The sequence below is a fragment of the Nostoc sp. DedVER02 genome (genome assembly GCF_034530675.2).
Lineage (GTDB): Bacteria > Cyanobacteriota > Cyanobacteriia > Cyanobacteriales > Nostocaceae > Nostoc.
In genome coordinates this window covers 220,172-243,186 of the sequence record NZ_JAVRCP020000004.1, presented here as the reverse complement: position 1 = coordinate 243,186, position 23,015 = coordinate 220,172, and the positions used below count along the sequence as shown (strand labels likewise).

21 protein-coding genes are annotated in these 23,015 nt (G+C 39.0%); 6 read left to right on the top strand and 15 right to left on the bottom strand.

Annotation, left to right across the window (positions count from 1 at the left end):
- Positions 1-3: 3 nt before the first annotated feature.
- The 4 genes from RMZ41_RS08025 to RMZ41_RS08010 all read right to left on the bottom strand — a co-directional run bounded on the left by RMZ41_RS08025 (position 4) and on the right by RMZ41_RS08010 (position 5,568).
- Positions 4-2,325: an ABC transporter ATP-binding protein gene (locus RMZ41_RS08025; protein WP_322645310.1), complete on the bottom strand. Its 2,322-nt coding sequence runs from the start codon at positions 2,323-2,325 to the stop codon at positions 4-6.
- A 231-nt stretch (positions 2,326-2,556) separates the two neighbouring features.
- Complete coding sequence (locus tag RMZ41_RS08020; RefSeq protein WP_322645311.1) at positions 2,557-3,723, bottom strand: glycosyltransferase family 4 protein; 1,167 nt, start codon at positions 3,721-3,723, stop codon at positions 2,557-2,559.
- Positions 3,724-3,748: 25 nt separating this feature from the next.
- A complete protein-coding gene (locus RMZ41_RS08015) occupies positions 3,749-4,591 on the bottom strand; it encodes a putative nucleotide-diphospho-sugar transferase (protein ID WP_322645312.1) in 843 nt (280 codons plus the stop codon).
- Between the two features lie 53 nt (positions 4,592-4,644).
- A complete protein-coding gene (locus RMZ41_RS08010; protein WP_322645313.1) occupies positions 4,645-5,568 on the bottom strand; it encodes an alpha-1,2-fucosyltransferase in 924 nt (307 codons plus the stop codon).
- A 490-nt stretch (positions 5,569-6,058) separates the two neighbouring features.
- On the opposite strand from RMZ41_RS08010, the gene gloB reads away from it, so the two are divergent.
- From gloB to dnaB, 3 genes are all read left to right on the top strand, one after another.
- Positions 6,059-6,832, top strand: coding sequence for a hydroxyacylglutathione hydrolase (gene gloB / locus RMZ41_RS08005; protein ID WP_322645314.1), 774 nt, complete (start codon positions 6,059-6,061; stop codon positions 6,830-6,832).
- 229 nt (positions 6,833-7,061) lie between these two features.
- Complete coding sequence (gene rplI, locus RMZ41_RS08000; RefSeq protein WP_322645315.1) at positions 7,062-7,520, top strand: 50S ribosomal protein L9; 459 nt, start codon at positions 7,062-7,064, stop codon at positions 7,518-7,520.
- Between the two features lie 113 nt (positions 7,521-7,633).
- Entirely contained in the window at positions 7,634-8,977 is a 1,344-nt protein-coding gene (gene dnaB / locus RMZ41_RS07995; protein WP_322645316.1) for a replicative DNA helicase, read from the top strand.
- Positions 8,978-9,049: 72 nt separating this feature from the next.
- On the opposite strand, the gene RMZ41_RS07990 is transcribed toward dnaB, so the two are convergent.
- From RMZ41_RS07990 to modA, 7 genes are all read right to left on the bottom strand, one after another.
- Complete coding sequence (locus RMZ41_RS07990; RefSeq protein ID WP_322645317.1) at positions 9,050-9,571, bottom strand: FKBP-type peptidyl-prolyl cis-trans isomerase; 522 nt, start codon at positions 9,569-9,571, stop codon at positions 9,050-9,052.
- A 78-nt stretch (positions 9,572-9,649) separates the two neighbouring features.
- Positions 9,650-9,973, bottom strand: coding sequence for a phasin family protein (locus tag RMZ41_RS07985; protein ID WP_322645318.1), 324 nt, complete (start codon positions 9,971-9,973; stop codon positions 9,650-9,652).
- Positions 9,974-10,439: 466 nt separating this feature from the next.
- On the bottom strand, positions 10,440-10,850 hold the full coding sequence (locus tag RMZ41_RS07980) for a 2TM domain-containing protein (protein ID WP_322645319.1): 411 nt from the start codon (positions 10,848-10,850) through the stop codon (positions 10,440-10,442).
- A 72-nt stretch (positions 10,851-10,922) separates the two neighbouring features.
- Positions 10,923-11,141: a hypothetical protein gene (locus RMZ41_RS07975; protein WP_322645320.1), complete on the bottom strand. Its 219-nt coding sequence runs from the start codon at positions 11,139-11,141 to the stop codon at positions 10,923-10,925.
- A 334-nt stretch (positions 11,142-11,475) separates the two neighbouring features.
- The gene (locus RMZ41_RS07970; RefSeq protein ID WP_322645321.1) at positions 11,476-12,165 is read right to left on the bottom strand and encodes a DUF642 domain-containing protein; all 690 of its coding nucleotides are present in this window, start codon (positions 12,163-12,165) and stop codon (positions 11,476-11,478) included.
- Positions 12,166-12,422: 257 nt separating this feature from the next.
- Positions 12,423-13,040 (bottom strand): DUF642 domain-containing protein, encoded by a 618-nt coding sequence (locus RMZ41_RS07965; RefSeq protein ID WP_322645322.1) that lies wholly within the window; start codon positions 13,038-13,040, stop codon positions 12,423-12,425.
- A 66-nt stretch (positions 13,041-13,106) separates the two neighbouring features.
- A complete protein-coding gene (gene modA, locus RMZ41_RS07960; RefSeq protein ID WP_322734352.1) occupies positions 13,107-13,913 on the bottom strand; it encodes a molybdate ABC transporter substrate-binding protein in 807 nt (268 codons plus the stop codon).
- 789 nt (positions 13,914-14,702) lie between these two features.
- Here modA and RMZ41_RS07955 point away from each other — a divergent pair.
- Positions 14,703-15,104, top strand: coding sequence for a fasciclin domain-containing protein (locus RMZ41_RS07955; protein ID WP_322645324.1), 402 nt, complete (start codon positions 14,703-14,705; stop codon positions 15,102-15,104).
- 155 nt (positions 15,105-15,259) lie between these two features.
- On the opposite strand, the gene sfsA is transcribed toward RMZ41_RS07955, so the two are convergent.
- Entirely contained in the window at positions 15,260-15,985 is a 726-nt protein-coding gene (gene sfsA, locus RMZ41_RS07950; RefSeq protein WP_322645325.1) for a DNA/RNA nuclease SfsA, read from the bottom strand.
- Positions 15,986-16,225: 240 nt separating this feature from the next.
- Between sfsA and RMZ41_RS07945 the strand changes: the two genes are divergently transcribed.
- Both RMZ41_RS07945 and RMZ41_RS07940 read left to right on the top strand, forming a co-directional pair.
- Complete coding sequence (locus tag RMZ41_RS07945; protein WP_322645326.1) at positions 16,226-16,894, top strand: 2OG-Fe dioxygenase family protein; 669 nt, start codon at positions 16,226-16,228, stop codon at positions 16,892-16,894.
- Positions 16,895-17,181: 287 nt separating this feature from the next.
- Complete coding sequence (locus RMZ41_RS07940) at positions 17,182-18,450, top strand: tetratricopeptide repeat protein (RefSeq protein ID WP_322645327.1); 1,269 nt, start codon at positions 17,182-17,184, stop codon at positions 18,448-18,450.
- Positions 18,451-18,604: 154 nt separating this feature from the next.
- On the opposite strand, the gene RMZ41_RS07935 is transcribed toward RMZ41_RS07940, so the two are convergent.
- From RMZ41_RS07935 to hemE, 3 genes are all read right to left on the bottom strand, one after another.
- Positions 18,605-20,203 carry a B12-binding domain-containing radical SAM protein gene (locus RMZ41_RS07935; protein WP_322645328.1) on the bottom strand — a complete coding sequence of 533 codons (1,599 nt, stop codon included), beginning with the start codon at positions 20,201-20,203 and terminating at the stop codon, positions 18,605-18,607.
- A gap of 463 nt (positions 20,204-20,666) precedes the next feature.
- Complete coding sequence (locus RMZ41_RS07930) at positions 20,667-21,623, bottom strand: NAD(P)-dependent oxidoreductase (protein WP_322645329.1); 957 nt, start codon at positions 21,621-21,623, stop codon at positions 20,667-20,669.
- Between the two features lie 206 nt (positions 21,624-21,829).
- Positions 21,830-22,891 (bottom strand): uroporphyrinogen decarboxylase, encoded by a 1,062-nt coding sequence (hemE, locus tag RMZ41_RS07925; RefSeq protein ID WP_322645330.1) that lies wholly within the window; start codon positions 22,889-22,891, stop codon positions 21,830-21,832.
- Positions 22,892-23,015: the final 124 nt, after the last annotated feature.

Below are 23,015 nucleotides of genomic sequence, written 5' to 3'. Positions count from 1 at the left end.
TTTTTAGACATTAATACTATTCTCAAATTTTTCTAAATAATTCATAAGACATATAGCAGATTCATAACTTTCACTAACTAATTCATTTGGCTCTTGGGGAACATCTATAAAATTATCTGCTAGATAGCGGAGAGAGCTAAGTATGAGATTGAGAGAATTTCTAAACTCAACAGATAAATGATTAAAGCTTTGATAATAGTTACTGATTACATTTTGATTTTGGTCAGAGATGGAGAGAATCTGCCCCTTTATTTGTAAGTTAATCACATCCTCAAAAATATCAATGGTATTGAGAATTCTCCAGGCTGATTTGTAAGAGTCTTCAATTAATTTGTGCCGTTCTTGAGAATCGTCTACCAGATCGTCAAGTAATAAACGCAGTAACCCAATCATTGAGTTCAACTGTGTCCGAATTTCATGAGAGACGCGGAGCAAGCTTTGATTGTGTTTAGGAGCAGCTTCAGGACGATCAACAAATTTCTTTGAGTTTAAGCGCATTGCCTTAATAATTTTTGTCTGAATCAAGTTTTTATTAGGGCGATCGCTAAATTGCATTGAGTACAGGCGTGAGTAGTAAGCACCCTTTTCTAAAAGTTCTTCATGGGTTCCCACTTCTACCACCTGTCCTTGATCTAACACGGCTATTTGATTGGCTTTTTGGACTGTTGAAAGGCGGTGAGCAATTACTAGGGTGGTGCGATCGCGGCTCAGATCGTCGAGTGCCGATTGGACTAACCGTTCGGAAACGGTATCTAAAGCGCTGGTGGCTTCATCTAAAATCAGGATTTCGGGATTTTGCAGCAGGGCGCGGGCGATCGCTAATCTTTGCCTTTGCCCACCAGATAGCATTACGCCGCGATCGCCAATTAAGGTATCAAATCCTTGAGGCAATTTGTTAATAAACTCATAAGCATTTGCCCGCTTGGCCGCTGTAATAATTTCATCTTCAGTAGCCTCTGCTCGCCCATAGGCGATGTTATTCTGCACTGAGTCATTAAAAAGAAAGGTATCTTGACTAACAATGCCCATCCGCTTCCGTAGGGATACAAGATCGAACTCCCGCAAATCAGTGCCGTCAATGGTAATACTGCCAGCGATCGGGTCGTAGAATCGGGGTAAAAGGTCTGCTAAAGTAGATTTACCAGCACCAGAACCGCCTACCAACGCTAAGGTTGTACCACGCGGTAAATATAAATTCACATCTTTGAGTACCAACTTTTCATGGCCAGGATAGGCAAAGCAAAGAGAATTAAAAGATACTCCCTTTTCTAATTTTGTGTAGGGAAGTTTACCCTTGGACATGAAAGGTTTGTCGTGCAGGCTTAAAAACTCATTCGTCACATCCACACTAGCGGCAGTACTGGCAAAGTTGCTGCGAATAGTATTTAACTGAGAAATTAATGGCAACACTCGCAGCAACACTAATAAATACGTCAGCAGTACCGTAGAAAGAGAAGAAACTTGGTCTGCAAAGAAAGTTTTGCTCAAAAGTACAATCAGTAGTAAAGCTGTAATACCCATCACCTCACCTAGAGGTGTGATTGCTTCTGAATTAACCTGAGATTGGAAATCTGCTAACTCGCGATCGCGAATTAATTTTTTAATCCGTTGATATTCTTTTTCTTCATTTCCCGTCGCCTTTACCAGTCTGATTCCATTCAAAGTCTCCAGCACAGAGATTGAATATGCTCTAGACATCTCACTCAGCTGTTTACCAAAATTTCTAGACCGAGAAATAGCATACTGATTTATTAACGTCACCAACGACAGCAAAAGTGTAGCAGCAATTGTCAACTGCCAAGAAATTGACAACAACAAACCAACAAAAACTAAAATTGTAATTCCCAGGATAACTATTTTAACTGTACTACCTATAGCACTTGCAGCCCTGCCAATTTCTCCACCAAGACAGTTGATTAAATCACCAACTTTTGTCTTGGCATAATAATCTATATCAATTTCTAGTAATAGCTTTAACCCAGCTTCGCGCATATCTGATGTCAGCTTTCGGGTTAAAGAACTCGATGCTAAGGCGCTGGCATAAGTAGCTAAATTCTTTAAAAAAATTGTTAATATAATTGCCCCGGCCATGACTCCTATACGGTAATTTTCTGGAGTTTTATCAAAGGGAGACATCAGCGTTTTGAGTATGGGGGGTGCGGTACTTAAATTTACTTCTTGCCCCACAATTTTTAAAATCACTGGCACAATTAAAGCTGTGCTAATCCCATTAAATAAAGCTCCAGAAAATCCTAACAATATTGTTAGAAAAACCAAACCTGGATAGGGTTTAGCGAATCTTAGTAGTAGCGTTTTGGTAGACATTGGGTATTTCTATGCCACTTTTACTTCTTAATATTATTCACAAATTAATTGCTAAAATCGCTAATTATAAAATAAATCAAACTAAATAAATTTCATATATTAACGCCCTTCATACGTAGCTACATCTACAACATCAGTTTTTCGATGTTTTTCTAGGTCTAATACTATAGATGCTTTGGCACACAGAAGGAATGAAAATCCTTTTTAAAATACACTATCTCCTATTAATATTCACAACCGAGCAATTACCGACTTCAGCACAGAAGCCATAGCTTCTATGCTATAGTGTTCCACACATCTTTCTCTGGCCTTGACACCTTGCTGGTTTGCTGACTCTAAATTCTGAAAAATCAGTTGAATTTGTTCAGCAATCTGTTCAGGACAAGCAGGCTCAACTAGATAGCCAGTCTCACCTAAAATTTGGGGAATATCTCCAACGCGCGTTGATAATACAGGTTTAGCCATTGCCATTCCATCTGTCAACTTCAGGGGGAATTGAGCGCGAGTTTCTGGGGTATCTCGTTGGGGGACAACTATAATGTGAGCCGCTGCTACCAAATCAGGCATTACATCAGCTGGATAATTTGGTAATTTGATAATCCAGCGTCCCCACTGTTGTTGAAGTTGGCGATCGTAATCATCATAAGGACTGCCACCTACAATTACTAGCCTTAAATCTGGCTGATTAATTTTATCCAGCGCTATGAGAACATCTTCTAAACCTTTATAAGGTCTTGGCGCACCAGGAAACATTAAAATACGATATTCAGATAAACCATAACGACTTCTGCTTTCTTCAGAATCGTATCTAGCAGGATCAAATAAGGAGGTATCCTTTCCGTTGGGAACAAACTGACCGCCAAAACGCTGCTGCAAAAAGCTAGTATGTACTGTTACTGCATTAGCTTGACTCACCAAACCTTCCATCCATTTTAAATACAAAGGATGATTAGGGTATCTTAAAACTCCATCTTTTTTAAGTAAATCTCTAGCTAACTGTTTGAGTGTAGGACGATAATGCCATTTGTCGCCACCATGCCAGCTAAGTTCCCAGTCATCTATATCTAAAATAACTGGTATTTTGCTATAGAGCTTTTTTAAAAGTGCAACACCAAAACTTGCTGGCTGAGGTTTGATTGCATAAATAATATCTCCATCAATAATTTTGAGAATTTTACTAATAGATTTAAAAAATTCTGGATAAGTTGAACCAGTGACAGAATATACTCGATCTTCAGCAGAAATCGCTTTATATAACTCCTTACCAAATAAAAATCCGATTATTTGCACTTCATAGTCTAACTTTAGGAGGGCTTTTTTTAATAAATATGCACGGATAAACCCATCGTTAGTTGATAAATTCCAGACTAGCAGTGATATCTTTAATTTTTCTTTCATTATCACCTATTTTCCTATTGATAAGTTATTTAGTCCGCCAAGGATTTGTAACTTGATTCGGCAAAAATACTTTAGCGCATCTGTCAAAAACCCTTGTATATAAAGAGCGACTAATATTTTTAGCATATTGAGGTCGATAAGGATAGGTACAGTGAAGAACTTTAATTTGATCCTGAATATTATAAGCATCTTGCCACTTACTGAGATAATTGTACGTGGGTGGCAGTATTTTCTTATGAGGACGTACAGAGGCGATCGCAGAAGCAAAAGCACCTTGATCTTTTAAGAGTAATTTATCTTGATTATTTTTGACAATTTCAAAATAACGCTTAAATTCTTCAAAGAACACCTTGGTTACTTCTGTTTTCCGAAAAGCCATAAAACCGCCATTGTATTGCACGCTATCTGCTTGTAATGGTAAACCTACCGATTGCAGAATTGGCAAAACATTTGGCAAAAGGTCTTCTTGTTTACCACGCAATAAGTTTGTGGCTTTAACAATAGCAGGTTGGACATCTTCAGTTAATAAAAAATCATATTCATCTAAATATTCAAAGACATCATTGATATCTGAAAGTAAACAAATATCTGAATCTAGATAAATTGTTTTATCAAACTCAGATGCTTTGTATAGAGCTAGTTTCGCTTCCCTTGATGCTAATACAGTATTCTCATTTGCAGGTGCTGGCTTTAAAATTACATTTTTAAAAGCCTTTAGTAGTGGATAAAGAACTACCGGAACTTGGTCAATTAAAATAACAATCGGTTCTTGATGAAATTTTCTAACTGCCGCTAAAAAATGAATACAATCTTGAAAAGAGTAAAGTCCGGTTAAGATTGTAATAAAACCTCTGCTTTCTGTCTTCATAAATAAAATAAGTTAAATAATTCTTACTTTTAATCCTAGTACGTCGAACTAATTTAATGTGTCCATTCCCAAAAACTTTTACTCCAGTCATCGTTAGAGTAAAAAACTCCTTGCCATTGATAAAACTGAACAAAATCTTCGATTTTTAAGGTTTTATTTACATCCCTAATCATATAGAGAGGTCGCTTGCCATAAAATGATGCCCACATGCTATAACTACTAGGTGGGCCAATAATGTAATCACATTCCGCTAAAGAATACATATCCTCAATTATATGATTATTGCCATAAACATAAGATAAATGTTGTAAATAATCCTCCTTTTGCTTCTGATTTGAGCAAATTAAAAATGTAACTTTTTTGTTAGGAAATAGTGCTTTAGCTGATTCCATAACCTTTAAATAATCTTCAAATAAATAAAAATATTTGCCGTTTTGATGTTCTTGGTAATCCCCATGACGGATATGGACTCCAACGATCACATCAGTCTCGCCACGTATCTGTGATATGAGATTTGTTACATTAAGCTGATACTTCTTTAAAGGTTGAAAGTAAGCACGAATTTTTTCTCCATGTTTTTGGAGATTTGAGAGATCGTCTACAAACCATCCATCACGAAACATCCATCCTTGAAAAAAGTTTAGAGAGCCTGATTGCAACTGTTTGGCAATAATTGGATTACTCCAGCTAAAAGGTTGATCGCGCTTAATATTAATTGTATTAAAACGACCACTTTCAGCTAAAAAACGATTAAAATTATAGTAAATTTTGTGTAGAAATCTGTTTCCTGGAATTGAAACTACTGGAGGGGGATAGCAAGATAAAAAGTCTTGAGAGGTTGATACAAAATAATCAGCATACTCTTCAAAAGCTGGGTTGATAACTGTGAAATTGTTTTCAATGGCAAATGCTATAAAATTAGCAAATAAAAATAATCTGTTTCCTAATTGTCCAGACTTTGCAGAAATAATTAACATACATAAAGCCTAAAAGAATTAAAATTAATAATATTGGCTGAAGCTTTCCAAATTAAAAATTATCCACATAAAATTAATTTTAATAAACAAAGATAGATATATCCAATAAATGAATTTATATATATTTCTTTAACAAACAGCAAATTACAAAATTAATATAACTTTGCCTTTGCGGTTATTACCAGAGAAAATTCACTGATAAATTGCAATTTATTTTGATTATTTTAAGTGTATTTACTAGAATAATATAGTTATATATTATAATTAATATTAAATTTCAGTTATACTGAATAAAGTATAAATACTTGATGTAGTTTGTGCAAGTAGCCTTGTTACTGAATACCAAACATCTATTTTAAGTAGATTGGCGTGAATATTTATCATCAGGATTAGGCAGGAGGCATGAGGGAAGAGGATTTTAGTCTAATTTAATTTTGTTAAGATAGTTTGGTTTTTCTCAGTCGTTCTACTTATAAGAGAGGCACAGGTAATGCAGATAATCCGTCTGGAAGCACTCTCAGACAACTATATATTCTTATTACATGACGAGAAACAAAATATCGCGGCTGTTGTCGATCCAGCCGAGGCTCAACCAGTATTAAAGAAACTGGCCGAATTAAAAGCTGAGTTGGTAGCAATTTTCAACACGCACCATCATAACGATCATGTAGGTGGTAATAAGCAATTAATCAAACAATTCCCCCAACTGATAGTTTATGGAGGAGCGGAGGATCGTGGTAGAATTCCTGAACAGCAGGTATTTTTGCAACAAGGCGATCGCGTCCAGTTTGCAGACCGCATAGGTGAAGTTATCTTCGTTCCTGGACATACCCGCGCTCATATCGCTTACTACTTTCCCCCCGAAAAAGCTAGTGAGATAGGTGATTTATTTTGCGGCGATACCTTATTTTCTGGCGGTTGCGGTCGCTTATTTGAAGGAACACCGGCCCAAATGGTAGACTCTTTAAGCAAACTGCGTTCTCTACCTGATAATACATGCATCTGGTGTGCCCACGAATACACCTTGAACAATCTGCAATTTGCCCTAACTGTGGATGGCGACAATCCTGACTTACAAAGGCGCTTTAATGAAGTGAAGGCTTATCGTAGTCGGGGAGAAGCTACTATCCCCTCGCTTCTGGGAGTGGAGAAGCGCACCAATCCCTTTTTACGTTGGGATCAGTCATCATTACAATTAACTGTTAACAGTAGCGATGGGGTGCAAACCTTCGCGCGGATACGGGAAATGAAAAATAACTTTTAGGGATTGGGAATTAGGAATGGGGAATTGGGAATTGGGAATTGAGTATAGTTATGCTCCCCTGCTCCATTCCCCATTGCTTCAATTTTTTAGTGGGAATAGTTGCGATCGCCCCCTTCCTTTCGCTACGATCTGTAAGCTTTAGGGTGTAGGCAAAGAAGCTTGGAATACAGCAGTGACATTGTGAGCTATCAAGCCTTACCCAAATTAATCAGATTTTACAGGAAAAACGATGGCGAAACGCGTACAGTTAGTTTTAAATCAAGATATCAGCAAGCTGGGGAAATCTGGCGATTTAGTGGAAGTAGCTCCTGGCTACGCTCGTAATTATCTGATTCCCCAGAAATTGGCAACTAATGCCACTCCTGGTATTCTCAAGCAAGTAGAACGCCGTCGTGAGCAAGAGCGTCAACGGCAGTTAGAACTCAGACAACAAGCTCTTGAGCAAAAAGAATCTCTTGAAAAAGTTGGCAGCTTGACAATTGCCAAACAAGTTGGTGAAAACGAAGCAATTTTCGGTACTATCACCACCCAAGATGTTGCAGATGCAATTAAGGCAGCCACCAGTCAAGAAGTGGATCGGCGTGGAATTACCATCCCTGATATTAACCACCTTGGTACTTATCAAGCCGAAATCAAGCTGCATTCTGATGTAGTAGCACAAATCGATATTCAAGTCGTCGCTAGTTAACTCAGAAGGGGGACGCAAAGATGAGGGGGATGAGGGAGTGAATAATATTCCTAACTCCTCTACAGACGCGATTAATCGCGTCTCTAGCAAAATCGTCAAAACTAAAATCGTTTATGGCTGAAGAACTGAATTTTAAAGGCGATGGTAGCGATCGCCTCCCCCCACAAAATATTGAGGCGGAAGAAGCGATTTTGGGGGGTATTTTGTTAGATCCAGAAGCGATTAGTCGAGTTAGCGATCGCCTCCTTCCTGAAGCTTTTTACATTAGCGCTCACAAAGATATTTATCAAGCAGCTGTGAGGCTCCACACCCAAGGTAAACCCACAGATTTGCTCTCAGTCACAAGTTGGCTGACCGATCATGAAATGCTTGCTCGCATAGGCGGCAGAAATAAATTAGCAACTCTGGTAGACCGCACAGTGTCAGCCGTGAACATTGATGCCTTAGCAGGGTTGGTGATGGAAAAATACCTGCGGCGACAGTTAATTAAAGCTGGCAATGAAATTGTACATCTTGGTTACGAGACAGAAACCGAGTTACCAACTGTTTTAGATCAAGCAGAACAGAAAGTATTCGGCGTAACTCAAGAGCGTCCCCAATCGGGTTTAGTTCATATTTCTGATACTCTAATTAATAATTTCCAGGATATTGAAGATCGAAATCAAGGTATTGCCTTACCTGGAATTCCCTGCGGATTTTACGATTTAGATGCCATGACCAGTGGCTTTCAGCGTTCTGATTTGATTATTGTCGCTGGTCGCCCATCAATGGGGAAAACAGCATTTTGCCTAAACCTTGCTCATAACATCGCCGCTTCTTATAAATTACCAGTTGCTGTTTTCAGTTTAGAAATGTCTAAAGAGCAACTGACGCAACGTTTATTAGCTAGTGAAGCGCAAATTGAAAGTAGTTATCTGCGAACTGGTCGCCTCAGTCAAACACAGTGGGAACCTCTAAGCCGTGCTATTGGTATCCTTTCCGAGATGCCGATTTATATTGACGACACGCCGAATATTACAGTTACACAAATGCGTAGTCAGGCAAGAAGACTACAAGCTGAAGTTGGAACTGAATTAGGATTAATTGTAATAGATTACTTGCAATTGATGGAAGGAGCAGGCGATAATCGCGTACAAGAATTATCAAAAATTACCCGTCAACTCAAAGGTTTAGCGCGTGAATTATCTGTACCAGTCATTGCTTTATCTCAGTTGAGCCGCGGGGTGGAAGCGCGTACTAATAAGCGTCCGATGTTGTCAGATTTGAGAGAATCAGGTTCGATCGAACAGGACGCAGATTTAGTAATAATGTTATATCGTGACGAATATTACTCTCCTGATACTCCCGATCGCGGCATCGCAGAAGTCATTATAGCTAAACACCGCAACGGCCCTACAGGCACAGCGAAACTTTTGTTTAATCCCCAGTTTACAAAGTTTCAAAATTTAAAAATTTAGCCTTTGAATTGGGAATGGGAAATGGGGAAAAGAGATAATTTTAATTCTGCCCCATGCCCAATTCCCTAGTTTTTACTTAACTCCGAGCAATTCCACATCAAACAGCAGAGTGGCGTTAGGTGGAATCACGCCACCAGCACCACGCGCGCCATAGCCTAACTCAGAGGGGATGATTAACTTACGACGGCCGCCTACTTTCATAGTGCTAAGTCCTTCGTCCCAACCTTTGATTACCTGTCCAATGCCAATTTTAAAGCTGAAGGGTTGGCCGCGATCGCGTGAACTATCAAACTTAGTACCATTTTCTAAAGTGCCGATATAGTGAACTTCAACCGTTTGTCCTGGTTGAGGAGTCGCCCCAGTTCCCTCTTTTAACTCAACATACTTTAATCCAGAGGGAGTGGTTACGGCATTAGCATCAGACATAGGATTACTCGCAATTAAGATATTGTTTTCAGTTACAGTTGTGGCCTCTGGCGGCGTTTGGGTTAACTGAGCAGCAATGGCAGTATTCTGTTTACTGCTTACTTGCCCTACAACCAAAAGCACAACACACACCAGCATGAACGCCACGCTGAGGAAAATTGGTTTCAAAATCAGTTCTCCTTACTTAGGTATCCTGGCAAAAAGATTACCAATAGGACACAATTAGTTTAAATCACAAAGGACATCTTAACGCCAAAGCTTATTTTCTAAATCGCGCAATTGACGCTCTAAACGGTCAATTCTACCCCGCAGTTCGTCCACTTCCGATTGTCGAGCTACGCCCAAATCTTGCATCATATTTCGCATTTGTCGTTGCATTTGGACATCAAAGTTTCCTTGCTCTGACTTTAACTGCTGGGCAAGATCGTCTATAACTGCCTTGGCTTGCTCAGGATTAAGCTTACCGTCTTTAACTAAGTCATCACTAACTTGGCGCAGTTTGTCCGCTACTAAAGACGTTGTACCAAGACCCACCATCATTAACTGTTGCAACCAGTTGCTGTTATCCATATTCCCTTCCTCTTACTTGTTTCAAACCAGCCGACCTTTGCTTCTGAGTGTAGGCAATCAAGCTATGCTAAAAGCCTAGTTCTTCTAGCCTACATCTCTATTTTGGCAAATTAGCAAACACACAGATTACAGGTGTGATTATAGAAGGACTCAAGTTTCAGGATGCCCCGGATTTAGGGTCAGGGGGAAGGAAAGTCCTAGTGAAGTCCAGAAATGGGATAATTTATTTTTTGGAGTTCCCTAAAGAGGTTGGCAATAGCCTCAACCCCACATAAGTTATGCAGTTCGCTCTATATGAATGAACTACAGAACTTACGCAAATAATAGCCAGAACCCTGATTTTTTCTTAGGGCAATTCATTAATTGCCCCTAGTTGAACAGCTTGTGAAGGGTAGTTTAACTTCTGCCACAGTGACTCGTGAAGCGATCGCCACAAAAAATTATCGCAATTTAACTTGACTTTTAGCTAAATTTGTGATTTCCATTTTTGAAAGGCTATCTCATAATCCTCTGATTTACTCTGATAAACACTCCACCAATGAAAAAATAGTCCTAACCCCCATCCTAATACTGGGAAAATAGCCCAAAAATAACTAGGACTAGTGATTAAATTCAAGAGAATGAGGAATAAATTCACTGCTAAAAAGGAAACAAAATGCCCCCAAAAAGCTCTTCGTCGGAAAGTATTAAATGTGTGTCGCAACCGTTCCTCTTCTTGTTGAACTAACCACTTTTTTTCAGTTTTTTCCAAAATATCAGAAGAAATACCTAACTCAGATGCCATTTCTATAAGCTGTTCTCGTGAAAATTCTCCTTTTTGTTTACGAGTGAGTGCTATTTCAAGGATTTTTTGCACATCTTCTGAATCGTAAGTCATTTTAATTCCCTTATAAGTTTGTGTGTAAATGCGCTTTTGATTTCATGAAGTTTTCGATAGGCTTCGTGAAATTCAGTTAGCGATCGCCTCCACATTTTGCACCCAATACTTAGTGACATTCACAACCTTATTATTTTCCCATAACTGATTTAGGGCTACTGTATTTGTCAATACCTCTATATTGCTTTTATAAAGTTGAATGCTCGTAGTGTCAGAAAATATTGACAATTGCAGAGGTGAAATTATCGCTTTTGAAAGGGTGTTTTTGATGTTAATTAAAAACCACGACATTTGCATCGGATTTTGATGCAATAGACACATAAGTTTTAGATAAATATAGGATTACTATTTGATTTTTGAACGAAAATTAGGTATTGTAGCGTGTGTTAGAATGGAGTTCGTAACGCATTCTACGCATATTTTCAGAAAAAAATTCTGGAAGTTTTACCTGCAAATGAGCATTTTGGCAGAGTTTTAGTTGCATTAGACTATCAAATTTGAGTGAACTATAGAAACAATAGAGCGATCGCACCTTTTCCATTAAGATTGTGTAGCGATGTTTAACGACAAGTCGCTATGCGTCTACGCTCTATTGTTTTCCGATGACAAAAAAGAACTATTCTTTTTAGCTAATTGCCTTCTTTCTCTTCAGGCATATTCCCAATAACCCAGCAGTAACTGCTATTCCTCCAATAGCTGATGGTTCAGGCACAGGTTTTACACTCACACTATCTAAGTATAAAAAACCATAACTAGCTCTACCACCCAATTTCAACTCTGTAAATGATTTTGTTGCCACAAAACTCAAGTCATATTGTGTGAAGGGATTTCCAGCAACATTTATACTATTTGTCTTCTCAAAAACTTCACTTTCATCGATAAATGCCTGAAATATATTATCAACTTGACTGCTATCTTCATCCGTTCCTAAAGAGAAACTGAGATTATAGTTAGTACCGATAGTTGTGGTCAAATTCTGGGATATGTAAGCAGGATTGACAAATGAACCAATCGCTAAACCTTGATTACCACTTTGAGGAAAATTGCTAATTTTAATTCCTGATGTATCAATCGGATCACCAGATTTATTCCATCCTGTAATATTAGGATTTGTAGTGTTGGGATTATTAGGATCTACGAGGGGATCAACTTCAAATCCTCCGTTAAAAACACGGTCTTGAGGATCTTGAACATAGTTAGGATTATATTGTTGTGCTTGTGCTACTGGAATATAAGTACTAGTAATCACAGCATTGCTAGCTAAGGTAGTAGTAAAACTAAAAACAATAATTGAAAGTTTTTTAGTTAATTTCATGAAAATTGACTCCAAATAATTCCAGATTAGGACAATTCAAACGAGTTGATAGTTACATTTATACTGGCTCTAATTGGTGTCAAAAAAAATAAACACTTTATCCAGGTTGATAAGAGTTACTATTCACCATATATAATCTATCCATAAACCGATGATGGAGTTTTTTAATTAGATTAAATTAAATGGTATTATCAACACTATAGAGCCAGATATGGCTTGGGATTTTAAGAGATGAGGATTAGCTTGCGATCTGTAGTTTATTCGTTCTGAAGATCGTCACACACAGAATTTTCCCCTTGTTGTTCTGTAGATTTGACACTCACATCATCCAGATATAAAAATGCATACTTGGCTCTGGAAGCAAACTTTATCTCGGTGGATGTTTCTTTCGCTTTAAAATAAAACGTGTATAGCGTGTAGGGTTGGTGAGAAGTATTTTTTTTCCAACAAACTCTGTCTCCACGTATAAAAACCTTAAATTTATTATCCAGATCAGGTGCTTCCTCTGTGGATGCGAAATAGAAAGTAAGTTTGTAGCGCTGATTAACAACTGTAGGGATAGTCTGTGATATGTAACTCAAGGCTGAAAATCCACCAAGCGATAAACCTTGATTACCAGTGTTAGAAAAATTGTCAATTCTAGTACCTGATGTATCAATCGGATCGCCCGTTTTAACCCATCCTGTAATATTAGGATTTGTAGCGTTGGGATTATTAGAATCTACGAGTGGATCGTTTTCAAATCCCCCGTTAGTAATTAGTTCTTGTCCTTCTGCTTGTGCTGCTGACTTATAAGTATTGGTAATCACAGCAGTATGAAGGAGAGCAGTAGTCAAACTACAAAAAATAATTGAGAGTTTTTTGGTGAACTTCACAAGACATAACTCCAAATAGTTCAAAATTAACGACAGCGAGGACTTGATTGATTTACTTTGTGGTGATTAAGGCAAGATAAACCCGTAAGTATTTTTGAAGATATTCTGGGCAGTAGTACCACTTAAGTAGGTAGAAAAACTCTGTGCTGTCGATAAAACTGTAGTGTTGGCGAGTATGCCCAGTGGATAGACAATCGGATCGCTCTCTGTTGTTAGGGCAGTTTCTACGACTCTTACCTTGGTAGAAATGGCGGCATCGGTTTTGTAAACAGCACCTGCATCAATAGTTTTACTTACGCCTCCAACTACAAGAGTTTTATTTTCAACAGCAGTTAAAACATTACGCACATTGCTAGCGAGGTATGTTTTAGGACTAACAGTGGTGAAAATACCTCGGCTAGTAAGAACTTGTTTGGCATAATTTCCCGCAGGCACAAGTGGGGGAGTACCTGTGTAATCACCTATGGCAATACCAGTAATGTTGGCGTTGGTTAAACCATTGAAGCTAGTGAGAGCAGCACTACCAGCACTAACAGGAGGTGTTGTAGGAGCAATCAAAACTAGACGGTTTTTGACAACATTTTTACGGCTACCTGCAACCAATTTACTTGGGGTTGCATCCTGCAAGACATCTATTTGGTCGGTGGCAGCAGAAATGAAAATATCTGCTGCTGCTCCTGCTTGTATTTGGCTAAGTAAAGTACCAGAAGCACCAAAGGTATAAACAATGCTGACACTTGGGTTAGCGGTTTGGTACTGAGTCTTTATATCATTAAGTGCGTTTGTCAAGCTGACAGCCGCAAACACTCTAAGGGTAGTTACAGAGTTTGCTGGCGATAAATTGATAAACTGGGAGCCTATTACTAGCATCATGCTAGTAACTGCTGTAGCAATCCAAGCAATAAGTCTTCTTCTGTTCATGAAAGTTATAGTTTGGGGAAAATATTACCTAAAAGTCTCATTTTTGACATACCTGACTTACGCACAGGCAACAGAAAAATCAACTACACAGAATGCAGAGGATATGGATAAATCTGAGCTAGAGAGGATTTTGGCGTAATTTCTACGCATGACAAATTTCTGGAAATAAATGGCCGATCGCAATTGCTAAAAGCATTGGTGTAATGAGCCGTTTATTATTTCCAAGTAAAATTACACAAACAGAAAGTGAAATGTATTTAGTGATGAAATAATATCAGTTAAATACATTTATTACCAACATTTTTGGTTAATAAATCCTGACAAAAAGCTATGCGAGGGCATCTTAAATTTTATAAAACCCAAAAAGGCTTATTTTATATAGGTTTTTTGTAAAATACCCAAACGTAAAGAAAATATCTAAAAATTTATGATTACCAACATAACTATTGCGTTTAACTAATTATGTTGGTATTTTCAGGACTGGTTGGTACTAGTGAAGTGCGATCGCACCTACCGATGTATATAAAAAAAGTAATACTTAGTGAGGTCATTGAGCTTGCCGAAATGCTTTAACTCATCCGCCCAAACTAACTACACATAATTCTCTATTGGTATAAAAATATATATAAACTTTTATGTTATCAATAAAAAATTTGATTTTGCATACGCCCAACGATAGATAGATTTTATTAAACAAATAGTTTAGATTTGTAACAAGTTACACAGAACTAGGTAAAGCACATGGCCAAGATAATTGACACTGCTACTAATAATGGTTCTTTCACTACTCTAGTTGCAGCAATCCAAGCAGCTGGTTTAGTAGATACACTGAACAGTGATGGCCCATTTACCGTCTTCGCACCCACTGATGAAGCGTTTAACAAGCTTCCAGCAGGTACAGTAGACGCATTACTTCAAGATATTCCAAAGTTGAAGAAAATCTTGACCTATCATGTAGTCTCAGGTAAAGTACTGGCTGCTGATGTAGTTAAACTGAAGACAGCTACAACAGTTGAAGGTTCAGATGTAAAAATTGACGCTTCTAATGGTGTAAAAATCAATGATGCAACAGTTGCAACACCAGATGTTGCTGCTGATAACGGTGTCATCCACGTAATTGACACAGTTTTAATTCCTGCATAAGCAAACTTCAGAATAGCAAATGCTATTTCTGGGGCGGCGACTACCTATAGTCGTTTCTTTATTAAAATCTGGTTGAATGTTTTTTAGTAAACACCAACTACCAACAAATCCATCTAGACAATATCTAGATGGATTTATTGTTTAATTAAGTGTAATCAAATTTTTAGTTTTGCCAAACCCAGATAACGGATACCTTCGGGGGAAATGTCAAAACGGCAAGGTAAGACTTCTAAACCAAGAGCGATCGCATCCCGTAATAATTTACCATAGACAGGATCTGTGCGATCGCCAGGGGAAAACTCTGTACAATCACCGCGATTGATAAAGTAAAGCATCACCGCACGAGTTAGAGGTAGTAGCACCATTAGTTCTCGCAAGTGCTTTTGTCCTCTTGTAGTTTCCGTGTCGGGAAATAAAGCTAATCTTCCCTCAGACAAAGTTGTATTTTTCACTTCTAAATAAATCGGGCGTTCCTCATCACTCCCCGTCAAGAAAAAATCCACTCGACTTTTTTTATCTAGCCCATAAACCACTTCACCCTTAATTTGGCTATATTCGCCCAATTCCGGGAAAAGATGTTGCGCCAAAGCTAACTTTACCACCCGATTGGGTAAAAAAGTATTTATGCCTACCCAAGTTGGCTCATTGTCATGTACCTGAATTAATTCTAAAGTGTAAGCCAATTTGCGGTTAAGATTATCGCTTTTAGAAAGCTGTACAGCACTTTGCACAGTTGATACTCCAGTCATTGGCCCTGTGTTGGGACAATGTGCTGTCACTATTTCGCCAGAAGTAAGTTGAACGTCAGCAAAAAACCGCTTGTAACGCTTGAGTAAAATACCAGGATACAAAGGCGGGTAACGATAAAGCCAATCTGTCATTATAAAACCTTGTTGCTGCTAGTAAATATACGCTGATTCCTTACACACCTAACTCTCAACAGCAAATCTCTTTAGCAGCGACTCCGCCCTATGTCAGAAATCAAGCAAGTTTACATATCATGAATTGTCAACTTTTGTAGTCAAATTGACAACATAGTAATAAAAAGTAGCATACACTAAGGATTATAAGCCTCCCATAAAAAATCCGGGAGACTTTCAACGTGCAAGGAGGTAAATCCTATGCAAAAAGTCTGGACAGCGACGGAATTAGAATATGCTTTTCTGTTTACTCTAAGAAAGGTAAATTCAATCAATCTCGAAGGTTTTAAGCCATTTTTTAGTAATATGCCTGTTGACCCTTATATCAAAGGCAATTATCGTTCCAGAAGATTATCTCGGTTCATAGTTTCTGGAAATGGGTTAATCAAATTACCTCATGGCTACTTCTTTCAAAGTAAAGAATATAATCCATTAGTGGGCGACATAAAAAGAGAGTTTGCAGAATTAGATGATGCACTCATAGAGCTTGATATTTTTAGAAATCTTGTCTTAGCATTTAGTGATTCTTGTAAACTTCATCCTGAAGCTGAAATCGGAGTTCATCAAATTAGGATTAGTTGTTCGCCAGACAATTTTAGTAATCCAGCGCCTGAAGGTATCCATCAAGATGGTACTGATTTTATTGGCTTATTTTCAGTAAATAGAGATAATATTCAAGGTGGAGAAACACATTTATATACCGCCAAAAAAGAAAAACCTGTATTTAGCAAAGTTCTAAATCCGGGGGAACTTTTATTAGTTAACGATCATGAGTTTTTCCACTTTGCCAATCCCATAAAACCACAAACTGACGCTCAAGGAAGTTGGGATGTTTTTGTACTGACTTCTCCTAGCTTACTTTCAGAATAATTCTAGTTAACTGCAAATATTTGACAATTTATGAGATATGGGGAATTGAATCTAATCATTTCCCCAATTTTTTATTTGGAATTGGAAATAATCAGGCTGATAGTGATTTATTAACTGATATGGTAACTTTGCTGTATATCCCTCTGATAAAATTTCCGGGATTGTTCGTTTAATTCGCTGCAAATCCGAAATCAACCAAAGCCATGCTGAATACTTAAAATATTAAGAGGGAGTGGATAGGTTAGGCTACGAAGCAAGCTTGCTGGAATTCAACTAACTAAAATGCTATGAATGACGAATTCTACAATAGAGGATTGGAAAAGGCTAGGCAAAAAGACTACGCCGGAGCAATTGAGGAATTTAACCATGCTTTACAACTAACACCTTACTTTACCGAAGCTTACTTGCAACGGGGTTTGGCATATTATGACTCAGGAGCAATCCTTAAGGCTGTCTCGGATTATACCGAAGTTCTGAAACTTAATCCTGAGAGTGTGGAGGCGTATTATTGTCGTGCATTGGCTAGGGTGGCGCTGAAAAATTTACCGGGGGCGCTAGAAGATGTTGAACGCGCTATTCGTCTCAATCTAAATTATGCTGCGGCTTATAATCTGCGGGGAATAGTGCGGCGCAAACAGGGTTATATTCAAGATGCGATCGCTAATTTTAAAAAAGCTGCTGGGTTATATTTAGAACAACAAGATAAAGAGAATTGTCGTCTGTGTTTGGAACGAATTAAACAACTACAACCCCAAGAATTACCTGTTGTACAACAATCGCGTTCTACCAATGCACCAGTTTTATCCACCAATGATTATTTCACGCAATTATTAGAAAAGGCTGAAAAGGGGGATACCCAAGAAGCATTGGCAGATTTAAACTGGGTATTGAAAGCCGATTCGCAAGATGCCCAAGCTTACTGCTGTCGTGGGGTTGTGCGTTGTAAGATGGGAAATTATCGAGAAGCGATCGCAGATTTTAATCAAGCATTGCGATTAAATTTTCAAGATGCCATTGTCTACCGCAACCGAGGTAAAGCCCGTTCTATATTAGGAGATCATCAAGGTGCGATCGCGGATCTTAACCAAGCACTCCAGATGCAACCACAAGATCCTCTAGTGTATATCGCCAGAGGTAATGCCTATCGGACAACGGGTAACTATCTTGGTGCAATTCAAGATTACACCCAAGCGTTGCAAATAAATCCTGATGATGCTCAAGCTTATTACAATCGCGGCATTGCCTATACTTGTTTAGAAGAAATGCAAAATGCTGTGGAAGATTATCAACGGGCGGCAAGTATTTTTTGCGAACAAGAAGACTGGGGAAATTATCAACAAGTTTTAAGTAGTCTAGAAAAGATCCAAAAATTTAGCCCCCAGTCAACAAAGCAAAAATATAACCTGTTACATCAGCGACTTTTGCGAATGGTTGGGGGATATTGGGAAATTGCTGAAAGATTGATTCAGCAGAAACAAGATTATCACCCTGGAATGTCAGACGAGTGGTATTTGCAAAGAGTTATTGATGATTTAGAACGCGATCGCGGGAGATGAGGGGGCAGGGGGCAGGGGGCAGGGGAAAATTCGCCTCTGCAAGAACTGCTTTCATTCGTAAATGCCACTAACTATATACGTAAATTCACCCGTACACTTATTTATACGGGTGAAAATGCGATCAATCATTTGTCGATTTCCATCGTCAAAACACTTAACTAACTACCGCTTCAGCTTTTTCCTCGGCTTTTTCTTTCACTAGCACATAAGGTTGTTCAGTCCCTTGTGCTAGATATTCTGCTAGCTGACTTTCAATTTGATCGCGCACAATTTGGCGATATTCTAGAAAATGCTCGTTGTGGGCGCAAGCAGAGATGTAATGCTCAATCACTCCAGGGTTACGCTTGAGAATACTGAATAAATGATGCCAGAACTTCCAACGGGTTTCCCGTTTGATTCCTTGTCGCCAAATCACAATCAACAAGGCTTTTACAACCACCCACTCTGGCATTTTCGTTGGCGCTTTCCAACTCGGCAAACCCATCATTAAGAAACAGCGATAGGTACGATCCAAGTAATTTACTGGGTCGTATAAAGTACAAAACGCTTCAATATATTCTCTAGCAAGTTCTTCTAAAGGACGAGTGGGGAGAAAGTTCATCAATGTTGTCTGGTTGATGTTGGCACTTTCGTTTTCCCGCAGTCGTCCTTCTTTTTTCAGGCGATGCCAAAGGGCAGTATTGGGTAACGCTTGCAACATGGCAAAGGTAGTTGAGGGAATAGCTGCTTGTTCTGCAAAGCGGACAATGCGATCGCCTGCACCTGCTTTTTCGCCATCAAAACCGATAATAAACCCAGCCATTGGGCGCAATCCGGCTTTGGTGATGGTTTGCACTGCCTCAGCTAGAGAACTGCGAGTATTTTGAAACTTCTTAGTCATTTGCAAACTATCTTCATCCGGTGTTTCGATTCCCAAAAACACCGCCGAGAAACCGCACTCAACCATCAACTCCAACATTTCTGCGTCTTGCGCTAAGTCAACTGAAGCTTCAGTGTCAAATCGGAAAGGATACTTGTGTTCTGCCATCCAGACTTTTAACTCTTTCAGCAACAATTTCACATTTCGTTTGTTGCCAATAAAGTTGTCATCTACCATGAATACACCCCGCCGCCAACCCAAGTTATAGAGGCAATCTAACTCTGCTAACAGTTGTGCTGGAGTTTTGGTGCGTGGTTTGCGCCCGTATAGAACAATAATGTCGCAAAATTCGCACTGGAAGGGACACCCACGCGAAAACTGCACCGACATCATATCATAAGCATCTAATTCTAATAAATCAAAGCGGGGTATTGGTGTGCTTGTGACATCAGGTTTTTCTGTGGCGCGGAAAGTTCCAGATGTATCTCCCCGTTGAACTGCCTCAATAAACATGGGCAAAGTGATTTCCCCTTCATCCAGAATTAGAAAATCTGCCCCAACATTTTCAACTTCGTGAGGTACAGAGGTAGGGTAAGGGCCGCCAACTGCAACTAACTTGCCCCGTTTTTTGGCTTCTTGGATTTGGTCAAGTAAATCTTGTTTCTGGACAATCATCGCGGAGAGGATTACTATGTCTGCCCATGCCCACTCTTCCTCTGTTGCTGGGCGGATGTTGCGATCGACTAGCTTAAATTCCCATTCTTGGGGTAGAATCGCTGCTACTGTTACTAAACCTAGAGGTGGTAATAAAACCTTGCGATCGACTAATTCTAAGATTTTTTCATAAGACCAAAAGGTTTTGGGAAATATTGGATACACTAACAAGATTCGCATGTAGTATCAATCCTCACACTTTGATTGTTATCCCACTCTAACGAAAATTAAGAGCTATTGACTTTTTATTAAAGTTGTTTTATCTTACCACTGATATTTTTCCCTTTTATAAGCGGCTAGCGACTGGAATTCTTGCAGCTAATCGGCAAAAATAAAAGCATATTGAAACAGAAATCTCTTAATTTCTGGTTTCTCTAACTACCACCAGGCTGCAAACTAAATTCATCTCAGTAGGACTTAGGCTAGTACGGTTTGGTTAAGGCAAGAGACGCGATAAATCGCCGTCTCTACAAAGGACTGATTATTGTAAAGACGGCGATAAATCGTGTCTTTGTCATCTAGAGCGTGTCATCAAAAAACCTTATCCGAACCGTACTAGGACTTAGGCAGAAGAATTGGCAGCTTGTGTGGGCTTACCTTTGCAAGAAATGATCGCCATCATTAGCAAGTAATAGATATTTTATTAATCAGCACGTTTAACGCCACTAATTTTTAAAACATCACTCATGGTTGCACAATAATTTGGCAAGCCGAAACTATCGGGATTGATGAATTTTTCATAAGTGAAATGCCGATAGTTCATGCAAAATCTATCCCAAGCAGCCATTCTAATGCGAAACAGAACAATAATTAAATTAGCCAATGCTATAGATATGGGAATGCGAAAGTAAATTTTTTTGCCCAGATAAGTACAAACTTGTTTCACTGCTTGATTAGCGGTTAATGGTGCTTGACCTAAAACCAGCCAACGTGGTTGATCGTTTTTGGCAGGATGCTCGATTAAATATTGAACTACAGTGGCAATATCTTGTGCGTGGATAAAGTGAAAACTGCCATCTGCTTCTAAGAAACGAATCAAATTAATATATTTGGTAACTTCTGTAATACCAGATGTGACAGCAGAATAGGGTTTATTCGCATCACCGCCCAATACTACAGTGGGAAATACTGTGGTAATTTTGGGTGCGATCGCTAATTTTTCTTTTTTCTCTAAGCACTCATATTTAGAACGGATGTAATCTGTCCCAATTTCCCCGGCTTCTTTTAATGGTTGATTGTTGCGATCCAAAACGCTAGCTGTAGAAAAATAAATCACCTGCTGGCAACGTTCTGGATCTAGCAGTTCCAACAACTCTATAGTTTTAACGACATTAATATCAAATGTATTATCACCACCCCAAGCTGTGGCTGTGAGTACCGCCGTATCAATTGTAGATAGCAAATCGGCAAACTGACGAATATTTTGCATATCACCTTGCAAAACGTTGATACCCGAACGTGCCTTAATATCAACTTGCAGTTTATTTGAATTCCTGACTAGCAGATATAGTTCGTGATTTGTTTCCTTAATTAAGGCTTCTGTTAAATAATGACCTACACAACCACTTGCACCAGTCACTAAAATCCGTTTCTGGCTCATAGAAAGTTTTTTAAACGTAAGGAGTTAAAACTAAAGAGTTAAGAATAAAGTTAAAAGTTCCGAATCAGAAGTTATGAATCAAGTTAGAAGTTAAAAATGATGAGTTAAAAATAACTCTGCATCTTGCAACTGATAACTTTTGTACAGACGCGATTAATCGCGTCTCTACTCATAACTCCTAACTCCTAACTCATAACTCATAACTCCTAACTCTTAACTCCTGCAAGATTCAATTCCTTTGCGGTTTCAAAGAAGAAAGCAACATTTTCTTCGGGAGTTTCTGGTAAGACACCGTGACCGAGATTGAGAATATGACCCCAATTGCCAGCTTTGCGAACGGTATCGAGGATGCGATCGCGGATAAACTGTTTAGAGCCGAATAACACGCCAGGATCGAGATTTCCTTGAACTTTCATTTGCTTGCCTAATCTGGCTCGTGCATCTGCCATATCCACTGCCCAGTCTACAGTGACAATATCAGCGCCAGATTGCCCCATTCTTTCCAACACACCCGCACTACCGCTAACTAGCAAAATTAAAGGTGTATCGGGGTGCGTTTGCTTGATTTGCTGGAAAACCCGCTTTTGATAAGGTAGAGCAAAGGTGTCATAATCTTGAGGACTCAATTGACCCGCCCAAGAATCGAACATTTGCACAACTTGAGCGCCGGAGTCAATTTGATAGCGGGCATAGATGGCGATCGCATCTGCTAATTTAGATAACAGTTGATGCAATATCGTCGGGTCTGAGAATGCCATATTTTTGATGATGGAATAGGTTTTAGAACCTTTTCCTTCCACTGCATAAGCTGCTAAAGTCCACGGCGCACCCACAAAACCTAACACCGTAGATTTATCGCCGACTTCGGAACGCAACGCCTGCAAAATTGTCTTGATAAATGGTAGAGCTGCTTCTGGTTCTAAGGGATGCAGAGCATTGATTTGCTCTTGAGTGCGGAGTGGCGAGTGAATGATTGGCCCTTTACCTTCGGCGATATCCATGTCAATACCCAAACCAGGTAGTGGGGTGACAATATCAGAAAATAAAATTACTCCATCTGGTTGGAATGCTTTCCACGGTTGCAAGGAAACTTCAATTGCTACATCTGGAATTTCCGAGCGATCGCGAAACGAAGGATACTTTTCTCTTAAGTCTCGATATGCTTTCATATATCGTCCCGCTTGTCGCATCATCCATACAGGGGGACGATCTACTACTTCACCACGAGCAGCCCGTAAGAGATGAGGAGTTGTTGATGAAACACCCATTTATCACTTCATCCTAAGTCACAATTTTTATGCCACTGTTTAGCTTATCATTCCGGGATTACGCTTTTTCAGAATAAAAGGGACTGGGTACTGGGGACTAGGGACTGGGAAGGGGGAAATAGGA